Origin of the sequence: Serratia sp. ME47 (genome assembly GCF_903970925.1) — a bacterium.
Lineage (GTDB): Bacteria > Pseudomonadota > Gammaproteobacteria > Enterobacterales > Enterobacteriaceae > Serratia > Serratia ureilytica.
Genome location: NZ_CAJCKE010000029.1, coordinates 1 through 12,534 on the forward strand (window position 1 = coordinate 1; position 12,534 = coordinate 12,534).

Genomic DNA, 12,534 nt, shown 5'->3' on the forward strand with positions numbered 1-12,534 from the left:
ATTCCTCTGTAGTTCAGTCGGTAGAACGGCGGACTGTTAATCCGTATGTCACTGGTTCGAGTCCAGTCAGAGGAGCCATATTTAGAGAAGCCCGCTTAAGGAAACTTAAGCGGGCTTTTTGCTTTAACGCTGAATGCGTCGACAGGCAGCGTTACTCCTTGGCTATCGGCGCGTCATTCTCTTCAATTTTTACCTTGCCCTGAATATCCGCAATCTTCTTCTCCAGATCCGCCACCTGCGCTTTGCTGTGCAGCAAGGTATAGGTCAGATCAAACTGCGCACTGGCGCCAGGCTGCAGCTGCTTAACGCGTTTTTGTTCGCGCTCAATAGTGACCGGGTAGGCATAGCTGGTGCCCGGCTCAATCCCCGTCACATACCCCTGTTTTAACGTATCGGTATTCTTCCACAGCGTCAGGACGGGTAATTGGCGGGTATCGAACTGAATCGCCACCCCTTTGTCGCCCGCGTTATTGACCAGCGCCGCCAGCGTTTGATGATTCGGATTCGATAATGGCTTAATGTTAAAGACCATTTCATCGAACCCTTTGGTTGGGCCGGCATAGGTTCCCCAGGTCTTCAGCCCGGCTTTGGCATAGTCGTTAAACGGGCTGATGCTGGCGATCGGCGCCAGGAAGCGGGCACCATTTTCCAGAATCGGCGCGCCGAAATTGCTGTGATAAATAATCTGGTAGTCATGGGGATAATCCGCCCGGTTGGTTAACACATCATGCAGGCTGAAACTGTTGCTGCCAGGCACATAGCGCAATTCGGTCAGGGTTTGCAGATCGGCTTTTTTGAATGTGCTCTCTTTGATCAGGCCGCGAATACGAATTTCATACGGCGCCGTATCCGCTACCTCAACCTCAACCCGCGAGGCCGGCGTATTGCCCGCTTTGCCGTGCAACGTGTAAATTTGTCCTGCGTCGGTCACCGGATGCCCGGTCCACTCATAGCCACAACGCACCATCATCTCATTGAAACCTTCCAGCCAGCCGAGCCCATTGCGGCTTTCCAGGTTGATAAAGGCGGGGTTGACCACCTCTTTGACCGGGGAATCCCATCCCATTTTCGCGCCAAATCCTTCTGCCCGCAGGAGGTTCATGCCGCGGGTGGGACTCAGCATGATGGTCAGGCCATCCTCGCTGCGGATAATGACGACTTTGCTGCCTTCTTGCTTGCCGCCGTGCAACACTTTCTGCTCAATGCTGAACGTTTTATCCTTCACCTTCAGCGCCTCACTCGAAATCTTCCAGTTTCCTTTCTCCACGCCATCTTCAGCGCTGGTCAGCACCCAACTCTGCGCCGCCGCCTGCCCTGAAATCAGGGCCGAAAACACCGCCATAACCCATGTCTTTTTCATTTCCCTTCCCCTTTAGCTGAATCGATTTTTTTATAAACAAGGAAAATCTACTGTTAAGCAGGTTAAAGAAATGTGATGAGCTTCACCGGGTGAGTATTTGACGAAATAGCGCGATAAAAATACGAATTTCATCGCAGTTTTAATGAAAGACGTTGAGTTTTTGCACATGAAACGAGCTGTTTATCAACATAATTTGTATCGTTTCAGCTAAGGAGCAAAAAGACAGTTACGGGCAAGCAAGACATCGCGAAGGGAGTGCGGGTGGCTTGTTTAACGCTATCCGGCCCAAACGAAAGCGCTCAGACAGCCTGCCCGTCTTGAGCCTCGTTGCTTTCACGGCCGCCTGCTTGTGTCAAAGCACAAAGCCCGCACCGGGGAATCTGAGCGGGCTTTGTGCCTTTCTGCCGTTAGCGCTTACAGTACAAACTCGTAGTGAGAGCCGTCCGGCAGTTCAATGTCCAGGCGCAGTTTGCCGCCGGCCGCCTCAACATAGCGTTTAAGCGAAGACAGTTTCAGATCGCGGCCCGGTTTTTCCATCACGGCAACGGTCGGCTGCCTGATCCCCAGCGCCTGCGCCATTTCAACCTGCGTTTTCTGTACTTTTTCACGCAGCTCGGCAAGGTGAATGTTCAGCATGATGTCCGCCGCCAGCGCCTGCGCTTTGGCCACGACCTCGGGCTTTTCATCCGCAATAAGCTGTTCCAACGTTCTGCCCATCGCGTCACTCCTTCTCGTTTAATGTGTTCAGCCAGTTCGTGAATTCCCGATCGGCAACCTGGATCATCCGATCGTAAAAACGCTTTTCATTACCGGCTTTATTGCCCGCGCAAAGCACAATGCCAATACGGTACGGATCGAAAGCGAAGAATGCCCGCAACGGTTCGCCTCGGCACTGAATGCGCAACTCTTTCATATTGCTGTAACGTGAGCCTTTAACCGTATCGGCATAGGGTCTGGGCAGCCCCGGCCCCTTTTCCCGCAGGACCATCAATGCGGCAAGTACGCCGGCCCGATCGGCATCGCTGAGCGATCTGAACCAATGATCAAATGCATCCGTTGTTTTAATTTCCCACACGGGACCTCCCTAAAATATAGACCAGTAACTATATAGATGTAAAGCTATAGCAGAGAGGCGCTGGGATAGCATGCAAAGGCATGCGTGGTGACTGCAAGGCTGAACGTACATCCACGTATTTTGCAAACGCAGTGCGAGGCATTCACCTTTTTACGCACGGTATCGAACAATCGTTCAGAGGCACGGGGCGCTCCCCCGCCGCCCCTTTATGAACCCTGTCACAAAAAGCGCATAACGTTTTCGGCGTTCTGCGCAGCGGGCGATGAGCGACAAACTTGTTAACGCCACGTTACATCGGGTTAGGCAACATTGTTAACGCCGATTGATGCGTCAAACGCATCGCGCCATGAGTTTATTGCGCTTATTTACTTTATTTTCCTGAGCGAGTCTTCAGCAACAGGCGCGGCGTCAAGCGCCAATAACAAACTGGAGATAAAGATGCATTCCTCTACCTCACCCATGACCACCCGGGCCAGAACCGGCGCGATACTGCGCGTCACCTCCGGCAACTTTTTAGAGCAGTTCGATTTTTTCCTGTTCGGCTTTTACGCTACCTACATCGCACACACCTTTTTCCCGGCCAGCAGCGAGTTCGCCTCGCTGATGATGACCTTCGCGGTATTCGGCGCAGGTTTTCTGATGCGCCCGATCGGCGCCATCGTGCTGGGCGCTTACATCGATAAAGTCGGCCGCCGCAAAGGGTTGATCGTGACCCTGTCGATCATGGCCGCGGGCACCTTCCTGATCGTGTTGATCCCCTCTTACCAAAGCATCGGGCTTTGGGCGCCGCTGCTGGTGCTGTGCGGGCGTCTGTTGCAAGGCTTCTCGGCGGGCGCAGAGCTGGGCGGCGTGTCCGTCTATCTGGCTGAAATCGCCACGCCGGGCCGTAAAGGCTTCTACACCAGCTGGCAGTCCGGCAGCCAGCAGGTGGCTATCATGGTGGCGGCGGCCATGGGCTTCGCGCTCAATGCGGCGCTGGAAGAAAGCGCCATTCGCGAATGGGGCTGGCGCCTGCCTTTCCTGTTCGGCTGCCTGATCGTTCCCTTTATCTTCTTCCTGCGCCGCAAGCTGGAAGAGACGCAGGAATTTACCGCTCGCCGTCACCACCTGGCGATGCGCGACGTGTTTAAAACCCTGCTGAAAAACTGGCCGGTGGTGATCGCCGGCATGCTGATGGTCGCCATGACCACCACCGCGTTTTACCTCATCACCGTCTATGCGCCGACCTTCGGCAAAAAGGTGCTGCTGCTCAGCGCTTCCGACAGCTTGCTGGTCACCCTGCTGGTGGCGATCTCCAACTTCATCTGGCTGCCCATCGGCGGCGCGCTGTCGGACCGTTTCGGCCGCAAACCGGTGCTGGTCGCCATGACGTTGCTGACGTTGGCCACCGCCTACCCGGCGCTGAGCCTGCTCGCCGCCGCGCCCAGCTTCAGCATGATGCTGGCCGTGCTGCTGTGGCTGTCCTTCATTTACGGCCTCTACAACGGCGCCATGATCCCGGCCTTGACGGAGATCATGCCAACGGAAGTGCGGGTGGCCGGGTTCTCGCTGGCCTACAGCCTGGCGACGGCGGTGTTCGGCGGCTTTACGCCGGTAGTCTCCACAGCGTTGATCGAATACACCGGCGACAAGGCTTCACCGGGCTACTGGATGAGCTTCGCCGCGCTGTGCGCCCTGCTGGCGACGCTGTATATGTATCGCCGCATCGCCATGCCGCTGCAAACCGCGCGCTAAGCCGCCATCTCAAAAGGAATGATGCCATGCAAAAACTCACTCGTTCGATCCTCGCCGCGCTGGTGTGCGCCTCCTGCAGTACGGCGGCGCTGGCCAAAGACGTGACCGTCATGATCTCCGGCGGCTTCAAAGCCGCGCTGGAGAAGCTGGCCCCGGAGTATGAAGCCCAAAGCGGCGACAAAATCATTCTGGTGTCCGGCCCCTCGATGGGCAAAACGCCGCAGGCGATCCCCGCGCGGCTGGCGCGCGGAGAGCAAGCCGATGTGCTGATCATGGTGGGCGACGCGCTCACCCAACTGGAAAAAGAGCGCTGGACCCAGCCGGGTTCGCGCGTGGAGCTGGCCGATTCGCCGATCGGCATGGTGGTTAAACAGGGCGCGCCCAAGCCGGTGATAAAAACGGATGCCGACCTGCGCAATATCTTGCTGCAGGCGGACTCTTTCGCCTATTCCGACAGCGCCAGCGGCCGCTATGTCAGCGGCCAACTGTTCAAAAAGCTGGGCATCGAGGAACAGGTGAAAGGGAAAGCGCATAAGGTTGAGCGCATCCCGGTGGCCTCTGAAGTGGCGCAGGGGAAATACGCGCTGGGTTTCCAGCAGGTCAGCGAATTGCTGCCCGTGGCGGGCGTGACCTTTATCGGCGAGCTGCCTGAAAACGTGCAGTACATCACCCGCTTCGCGGGCGCGGTAACCGCCAAGGCGGAACATCGCCGCGAAGGCAAAGCGCTGCTGGACTTCCTCGCCTCCTCTCAGGCCCAGCCGACCATTCGCGCGACCGGCATGCGAACCGTGCCGGCGCCGCAGCCGGTCAGGCAGAGTGATACTGTTCAGTAATCAGCTTTTCCAGCTCGGCGGCGACGAAAGACTGCATGCGGCCGCCGCGTCTGATGAGGCCTACGGTGCGTTTCACCACCGGATCGACCAGCGGCACCGACGTCAACACCGAGTGCTCTGAAGCGGGCATCGACATGGCGGGCACGGCGGCAATGCCGATGCCCGCCTCAACCATGCCCAGCATGGTCGTCACATGGCGAGTTTCACACACGCTGGGGCGTTCCGGCACGAGGTGTTCCAGGCGCTGATCGAGCAGATTGCGATTGCCGGAGGTTTTATCCAGCGACACGTAATCCTGCTGATAAAACTCCCGCCAGGTGAGGCTCTTTTTACCGGCGAGCGGATGGTCGCGCCGGCAGGCGGCCACGTAGACGTCCCCCACCAACGGCACAAACTCAAGATTAGGCTGCAGCCGCCCGGCGAAACAGATGCCGAAATCGGCCTGGCCGCCGGTGACCGCCTCGATTACATTGCCTGCGCTGCCGTCAATCAGCTTAACGCGCACGCGCGGATAGCGAAGCCGGAAACGGCGTATCACGTCGGGCATGAAATAGTAGGCCGCCGACGGCACCGTGGCGACGGTGACCAGCCCCACCCGCTCCTGGCTGACCTTATCGATATCGGCCATCACCGCTTCGACGTTCATCAGCAGCTGCTCCGAACGTTCGGCGAAGGCCTGCCCGTACAGCGTCAAGGTCACGCGCCGGGTGGTGCGATCGAACAGTTTGATGCCCAGCGCGTTTTCCAGCTTCTCAATCCTGCGGCTCAATGCCGACTGCGACAGGCAGATGGACTCTGCGGCCAGCCGAAAATTGCCGTACTCCACCAGCGCGCGAAACGCATAAAGATCGTTGAGATCAAAATTCACGGGCATAACGGCAACCTATCCTTACCATGGCGCCAAAGGCGTAAAGCAACGATAATAGCCGCTTATTTAGCCGCAGCAACCGGTTTAACGCCGGAGCGCGCCTCGCCGTTATCCTCCCAGCAGCACCGTCCCCCAAATAATGATGGTCATTATCACCGCCACCAGCTGCGCTGCGCCGCCCAGATCTTTGGCGCGTTTGGATAACGGATGCAACGCCAGCGAAATGCGATCGACCACGGTTTCAATCGCCGTATTAAGCAGCTCAACCACCAGCAGCAGGAAACTGCAGGCGATTAATAACAACCGCTCCATTTTTGTAATATCCAGAGTAAATGTAACAACCAGTAAAATGGCGTTAATAACCAATAATTCACGAAACGCATTTTCGGTCAGCGCGGCGTCAATAAAGCCGGCCCAGGAGTTCCTTATGCTGTAGGTTAATCGGCTTATTCCCTTTTTCTTTTCCACAGGCATGCATTCTGCTCTCTTCAGCATCACGGCGATCGCGGTTCAATAAATCACGCGCCGTGAATTTATCTCGGGTTTATTAATTAACGGCCTTAACCGTTCCACTCTGGGGACAATGCTTTCACTCACGCTCAGTCCCCCAAAACGAACGGCGCCGCACGCAATGCGCTTATTATCCTGATGGCGTTAAAAGGCGATGCGATATCAGTCGATTAAAGCGTCTTTTCGTACAAACGGTAGCGCTTATAAGGCACCGCGCCGATACGTTCTAAAATCGTCCGCATGCCGGTATTGGTTTCCAGGATCCAGGACATTTCCAACGCGTCGATATTGCGCTTGGCGAACGGCTCGCGCAGCGCCTCAATCAACAGCAATGCAATAATCGGCCCGATGCGGCTGAATTGATATTCCTGGCGAACGCCCATCAGCGGCACGCGCGCGGTGCGAACGCCGCTGACTTTCAGCCGCCACAATAACTTCGCCCAACCGAACGGCAATAACCGCCCCTGCAGATCGGCAATCGCCTCATTAATGTTCGGCAACCCGACGATAAAGGCGCAGGGCGCGCCATCCACCTCGGCGATATGGATCATATCGTCGGGCACCAGGAACTTCAGCTGATCCCCCATGGTGGCGAACTCATGCTCGGTGAACGGAACAAACCCCCAGTTATGCTGCCACCCCGAGTTGAACACCTCGCGCAGCACCTGCATCTCCTCGCGAAAGCGCTTGCGGTTGAGGCGGCGAACGGTCACCTTTTTGCGCACCTGATCCATCATCCGGGTCAGCGACGGCGAAAAATGCAGGTCGGTTCTTTTCATCCAATAAGCAAGCAAATCAATCCCTTCGCTATACCCTTGCTGCGCTATCTGGGCCGCGTAGTAAGGTTTGGCATGGGTCATCAGGGCCGACGGCGGCGTGTCGAACCCTTCGACCAGCAGGCCGCTTTCCTGATTGATATTGAGGCTGAACGGCCCGGTGATTTTCCGCGTGCCCTTGGACCGCAACCACTCCTCCGCCGCCGTGAATAACGCGCTGAACACGGCGGGATCGTCAACGGCGTCGATCATGCCGAAGTGACCGGAATCTTCTCCGTGCAGCGCCCGGTGCAGAGAATCGATTTGCGCGGTGATGCGCCCGACGACCTTCCCCTGCTTTTTCGCCACCCACGCCTGCCATTCGATATGATCGGTGCCGGGATTCTTCTTTGACAGGTGCTCTTCGCGCTCTAAATACAGCGGCTCAATCCAGTTCGGGTCATCACGAAACAGTAACGAAGGGAAAGCAATAAATTCTTTAAGTTCGCGTTTATCCAGAACTTTCTCAATACGGATCATAAATAGCCTTACGTTTTAATAAAATAATTAAATATGAGCGCGACAACGCCTTTAGCATTTTTTATGCTGTTCTCTTTTATTGGATTGTGTATCGCCTCCGGTTCAACGATAAGAAAAACCGAATATTTCCCCCTATGAACCAGCGCATAATTTGCCTATCACGCGCACTGAGGCGGCGTGATTAAACAAAAAAAGGAAAGCCCAAAGCGGCGCTGACATGCTACGCTATGCGTGCTCTTTTATTATTTAGTGCTATTTGGGCGAAAGAAACCCGCCGCTTTAAGTGTACCGACTTTAATCAGGTGGCGCGCCGCCATTTTTACCACTTAATGCTCTTTTTAAGAATCAACTTAAATGAGGCATTCACTTTTTGATTTCTTGCGGCATACTGTTTAGGAAGTGTTTAAGTTCGAAGATAGCCATGCATGAGGTCATAACCTATGAGCAGACAGGTATTTCCTGCCCGACAGATGCAGACTAAAGAACGGCGAACCTCGGGTATTACAATCACCTCTCGTATATCTCCAGGTCGCCGCTCAAGGCTGATAATGCAGGCCGCTCACGCGCTACCGGGTTAATAACCGGCGTGCCGCTCAAGTACGGCAATATACGCAATTCGCGGAATGAAGATGGTTGAATAACAAACTTATTCAAAACCTATTCATAGTAAAACATCAATTACCTCGCCAAGAGTGATTTAACTCTTTTGGTGATTTTTAATCTATGGCTAAGTTTGTCTATGTCTGAAACAAGTTCCGTTCATTCTCTTCCCATGCGCTATGCGGACTTCCCCACTTTAGTGGACGCGTTGGATTACGCGGCGCTCGGTAATACGGGAATGAATTTTTACGATCGGCGCAATCAACTCGTGACCGTTCTCGATTATCGCACGCTGCAGCAAAAAGCGATCTCGGGCGCGCGGCGTTTATTGTCCCTGAAGCTCAAGAAAGGCGATCGCGTGGCGCTTATCGCCGAAACCAGCGCGGGGTTCGTCGAAGCCTTTTTCGCTTGCCAATATGCCGGCCTGGTGGCGGTGCCGTTGGCGATCCCGATGGGCGTGGGCCAGCGCGACTCCTACACCGCCAAACTGAAAGGGCTGATCGCCAGCTGCAACCCGGCGGCTATTATCAGCAGCGAAGAGTGGACGCCGCTCATCGCCTCCGCCACGGAAAACGCGTCAGCGATGCACATCCTCAGCGACGCGGATTTCAACGCATTGCCGGAGCCGGAGATCGCGCTGCCGGCGCCTTCGCCCGACGATATCGCCTATCTCCAATACACTTCGGGCAGCACCCGCTTCCCGCGCGGCGTGATCATCACCCAGCGGGCGGCGATGGCGAACCTGAATGCGATCAGTCGCGACGGCATCAAGCTGCGCGCGGGCGATCGCTGCGTGTCGTGGCTGCCCTTCTATCACGATATGGGCCTGGTCGGTTTCCTGCTGACGCCGGTGGCGACCCAGCTGTCCGTCGATTATCTGCGCACGCAAGATTTCGCCATGCGCCCGATGCAGTGGCTGAAACTGATCGCCAAGAATCGCGGCACGGTGTCCGTCGCCCCGCCGTTCGGCTACGATCTGTGTCTGCGCCGCAGCAACGCCAAAGAGCTGGCCGATCTGGATCTCTCCAGTTGGCGGGTCGCCGGCGTGGGCGCCGAGCCGATCCCGGCCGAGCTGCTCAGCCAGTTTGGCGAACACTTCAGCAGCATCAACTTCGACAGCAAGGCCTTCATGCCGTGCTACGGGCTGGCCGAGAACACCCTGGCGGTGAGCTTTTCCGATCCTTGCTCCGGCCCGCAAACCAACGCGGTCGACCGCGATATTTTGGAGTACGAGGGTAAAGCGGTCGCGCCGGGCAAAAAAACCCGCGCCGTCTCGACCTTCGTCAACTGCGGCCGTGCGCTGCCTGGCCACCGCATCGAGATCCGCAGCGAAACCGGGCAACCGCTGCCGGAGCGCCAGGTCGGCCATATCACAATTTCCGGCCCGAGCCTGATGAACGGCTATTTCTGCGATGCTGAGTCCCAGCAGCAAATTCAGGTGACCGGCTGGATGGATACCGGCGATCTGGGCTACCTGCTGGACGGCTATCTGTACGTCACCGGCCGCAAGAAGGATTTGATCATCATTCGCGGCCGCAATATCTGGCCGCAGGATATCGAGTACGTCGCGGAATCCGAACCGGAAATCCGTTCCGGCGATGCGATCGCCTTCGTGACCGAAGAACACGACGAAGCGGCCAGGATCATTTTGCAGATCCAATGCCGAGTCAGTTCGGAAGAGCGCCGGGAGCAGATCGTGCATTCCCTGAGCGCGCGCATTCAAAGCGAATTCGGCATCGCGGTGGACATCGAGCTGCTGCCGCCGCACAGCATTCCCCGCACGTCGTCGGGCAAACCCGCCCGCGCCGAAGCCAAGAAACGCTGGCTGAGCGCTTCGCTCTACCCGCAAATGCCGCAGTTGGCCGGTTTCGCGCAATGAGCGGCACCGTGGCGGTGACGGGCGCGACCGGCTTTATCGGCCGGCATATCGTCCGGGAACTGCTGGCGCAGGGGTTTAGCGTGCGCGCCCTGACGCGGCAAGCCGACAAAGCCGCCGCGGACAACCTGCAGTGGATCCCCGGCGCGCTGGAAGATCGGCCTTCGCTCACCGAACTGGTGCGCGGCGCCGAGTGCGTCGTGCACTGTGCGGGCCAGGTGCGCGGGCATGCGGAAGCGGTGTTCACCCGCTGCAACGTGACCGGCAGCCTGAACCTGATGCAGGCGGCCAGGCAAAACGGCCGCTGCAATCGTTTCTTGTTCATGTCGTCGCTGGCGGCGCGCCATCCGGCACTGTCCTGGTACGCCCATTCAAAACAGGCCGCCGAGCAGCAGTTGATCGCCGCCTCGGGCGAGATCGCGCTGGGGATTTTCCGCCCGACGGCGGTTTACGGGCCGGGCGATAAAGAGCTGAAACCGCTGTTCAACGGCCTGCTGCGCGGCGTGCTGCCCCGGCTGGGCGCGCCTGACGCCAGACTCTCTTTTCTGCACGTGAGCGATTTGGCGAAGGCGGTCGGCCAATGGTTATTGGCGCAGCCCGCGCAGCCGAATATTTACGAACTGTGCGACGGCGTGGCCGAAGGCTATGACTGGCTGCGCCTGCGGGACATCGGCGCCGCCGTGCGTCACGGGCCGGTGCGGCTGGTGGGTATTCCGCTGCCGCTGCTGAAAGCCCTGGCGGATATCAGCGTGGTGTGGAACCGCCTGATAAAACAGGAGCCGATGCTGACGCGCAGCAAAATACGCGAATTAACCCATCAAGACTGGTCCGCCAACAATCAAGCGCTGTCGCAACAGATTAATTGGTTTCCACAGGTGAGTTTGGAACGCGCGCTGCGTGAAGGGCTGTTTTAATTATTCCAAGTAGAGGTGTGTCAACGTTCTTATGCTAAATCGCGATGCTGTAATGGATTATATCCTGACGTGTTTGCAAGGTATCGTCGAAGGCGGAGTGGAAATAAAACCTGATAGCGATCTCGTCAATGATCTTGGCCTGGAATCCATCAGAGTCTTGGATCTGCTGATGATGCTGGAAGATGAATTAGATATCTCCATTCCGATCAATATATTGCTTGATGTCAGAACGCCTGAGCAACTGCTTGACGCGCTGCGCCCTTATCTGGAGAAAAACCATGGGACTGTATGATAAGTTTGCGCGGCTCGCGGGCGACCGCGAACAGTTTCAAACCTCCGGCCTGAATCCGTTCGGTACCTGCATCGACGAAGTCTATTCCGCCACTCAGGGGCGCATCGGCGATCAAAAGATTGTCCTCGCCGGCACCAATAACTACCTTGGCCTGACGTTCGATGCGCAGGCGATCGCCGCCGGCCAATCGGCCCTGGCCGCACTCGGCACCGGCACCACCGGCTCGCGCATGGCGAACGGCAGCTACGGAGCGCACCTGGCGCTCGAACGGGAGCTGGCGGCATTCTTCGATCGCCCGAGCGCCATCGTGTTCTCCACCGGCTACACCGCCAACCTGGGCGTCATCAGCACGCTGGCGGGGCCGGGATCCGTGGTGTTGATCGACGCGGACAGCCACGCGAGCATTTACGACGCCTGCGCCCTCGGCGGCGCGGAGATTATTCGCTTTCGCCACAATGACGCCGCCGATCTGGAGCGCCGCATGGTGCGCCTGGGCGAACGCGCCCGCGAGGCGCTCATTATCGTGGAAGGCATCTACAGCATGCTGGGCGACGTCGCCCCGCTGGTGGAAATCGTCGATATCAAGCGGCGGCTCGGCGGGTATCTGCTGGTCGACGAAGCGCATTCCTTCGGCGTGATGGGCGAACACGGCCGCGGCCTGGCCGAAGCGCTGGGCGTCGAGCAAGACGTGGATATCATCATGGGCACCTTCAGCAAAAGCCTGGCTTCGATCGGCGGTTTCGCCGTCGGCGGCAAGGGGATGGACGTGCTGCGCTACAGCAGCCGGCCGTATATCTTTACCGCTTCGCCGTCGCCGTCCAGCATCGCGTCGGTGCGCACGGCGCTGCAAAAAATCGCGCGCCAACCCGAGCTGCGGGAAAAACTGTGGAGCAACGCGCACCGCCTGTATCACGGCCTCGCCGAGCTGGGCTATACCCTGGGGCCGCGCATCAGCCCGGTAGTGCCGGTGATGATCGGTTCGAAGGAGGACGGCCTGCGTTTCTGGCGTGAGCTGATCGCCCACGGCGTGTATGTGAATTTGGTGCTGCCGCCGGCCGCGCCGGCGGGCGTCACCCTGCTGCGCTGCAGCGTCAATGCCGCGCACAGCGATGAAGAGATAGACACCATCGTGCGCGCCTTTGCGGCGCTGAAAAAATAAAGCCTCCCCTCTCGGCAG

The 12,534-nt window shown here is 57.6% G+C and carries 12 protein-coding genes and 1 tRNA gene; 7 read left to right on the top strand and 6 right to left on the bottom strand.

Annotation, left to right across the window (positions count from 1 at the left end):
- Positions 1 to 2: 2 nt before the first annotated feature.
- Positions 3 to 78 (top strand) — tRNA-Asn (locus tag H7A77_RS21605).
- Positions 79 to 151: 73 nt separating this feature from the next.
- Here H7A77_RS21605 and H7A77_RS21610 read toward each other — a convergent pair.
- From H7A77_RS21610 to H7A77_RS21620, 3 genes are all read right to left on the bottom strand, one after another.
- Positions 152 to 1,360 (bottom strand): aldose 1-epimerase family protein, encoded by a 1,209-nt coding sequence (locus H7A77_RS21610; RefSeq protein ID WP_182074628.1) that lies wholly within the window; start codon positions 1,358 to 1,360, stop codon positions 152 to 154.
- Positions 1,361 to 1,774: 414 nt separating this feature from the next.
- The gene (locus H7A77_RS21615; protein ID WP_016927038.1) at positions 1,775 to 2,077 is read right to left on the bottom strand and encodes an XRE family transcriptional regulator; all 303 of its coding nucleotides are present in this window, start codon (positions 2,075 to 2,077) and stop codon (positions 1,775 to 1,777) included.
- A gap of 4 nt (positions 2,078 to 2,081) precedes the next feature.
- On the bottom strand, positions 2,082 to 2,435 hold the full coding sequence (locus H7A77_RS21620; RefSeq protein WP_089194950.1) for a type II toxin-antitoxin system RelE/ParE family toxin: 354 nt from the start codon (positions 2,433 to 2,435) through the stop codon (positions 2,082 to 2,084).
- A 438-nt stretch (positions 2,436 to 2,873) separates the two neighbouring features.
- Here H7A77_RS21620 and H7A77_RS21625 point away from each other — a divergent pair, with 438 nt between their 5' ends.
- Positions 2,874 to 4,169, top strand: a complete 1,296-nt coding sequence (locus H7A77_RS21625) for an MFS transporter (RefSeq protein WP_033643756.1) — start codon at positions 2,874 to 2,876, stop codon at positions 4,167 to 4,169.
- A gap of 26 nt (positions 4,170 to 4,195) precedes the next feature.
- Positions 4,196 to 5,002 carry a substrate-binding domain-containing protein gene (locus tag H7A77_RS21630; protein ID WP_033651878.1) on the top strand — a complete coding sequence of 269 codons (807 nt, stop codon included), beginning with the start codon at positions 4,196 to 4,198 and terminating at the stop codon, positions 5,000 to 5,002.
- On the opposite strand, the gene H7A77_RS21635 is transcribed toward H7A77_RS21630, so the two are convergent.
- From H7A77_RS21635 to H7A77_RS21645, 3 genes are all read right to left on the bottom strand, one after another.
- Positions 4,977 to 5,876: a LysR family transcriptional regulator gene (locus H7A77_RS21635; protein ID WP_046896395.1), complete on the bottom strand. Its 900-nt coding sequence runs from the start codon at positions 5,874 to 5,876 to the stop codon at positions 4,977 to 4,979. The two genes, H7A77_RS21630 and H7A77_RS21635, sit on opposite strands and share 26 nt — an antisense overlap.
- 102 nt (positions 5,877 to 5,978) lie before the next feature.
- A complete protein-coding gene (locus H7A77_RS21640; protein WP_033643759.1) occupies positions 5,979 to 6,344 on the bottom strand; it encodes a diacylglycerol kinase in 366 nt (121 codons plus the stop codon).
- 206 nt (positions 6,345 to 6,550) lie between these two features.
- Positions 6,551 to 7,675, bottom strand: a complete 1,125-nt coding sequence (locus tag H7A77_RS21645; RefSeq protein WP_033643760.1) for a DNA-binding protein — start codon at positions 7,673 to 7,675, stop codon at positions 6,551 to 6,553.
- 739 nt (positions 7,676 to 8,414) lie between these two features.
- On the opposite strand from H7A77_RS21645, the gene H7A77_RS21650 reads away from it, so the two are divergent.
- Genes H7A77_RS21650 through H7A77_RS21665 form a run of 4 tightly spaced genes read left to right on the top strand, consistent with a single transcriptional unit; the run spans position 8,415 to position 12,516 of the window.
- Positions 8,415 to 10,154, top strand: coding sequence for a fatty acyl-AMP ligase (locus H7A77_RS21650; RefSeq protein ID WP_033643761.1), 1,740 nt, complete (start codon positions 8,415 to 8,417; stop codon positions 10,152 to 10,154).
- Positions 10,151 to 11,065, top strand: coding sequence for an NAD(P)-dependent oxidoreductase (locus tag H7A77_RS21655; RefSeq protein ID WP_033651881.1), 915 nt, complete (start codon positions 10,151 to 10,153; stop codon positions 11,063 to 11,065). Before H7A77_RS21650 ends, H7A77_RS21655 begins: the two co-directional genes overlap by 4 nt.
- 31 nt (positions 11,066 to 11,096) lie before the next feature.
- Entirely contained in the window at positions 11,097 to 11,357 is a 261-nt protein-coding gene (locus H7A77_RS21660; protein WP_015378483.1) for an acyl carrier protein, read from the top strand.
- A complete protein-coding gene (locus H7A77_RS21665) occupies positions 11,344 to 12,516 on the top strand; it encodes an aminotransferase class I/II-fold pyridoxal phosphate-dependent enzyme (RefSeq protein WP_182074629.1) in 1,173 nt (390 codons plus the stop codon). Before H7A77_RS21660 ends, H7A77_RS21665 begins: the two co-directional genes overlap by 14 nt.
- Positions 12,517 to 12,534: the final 18 nt, after the last annotated feature.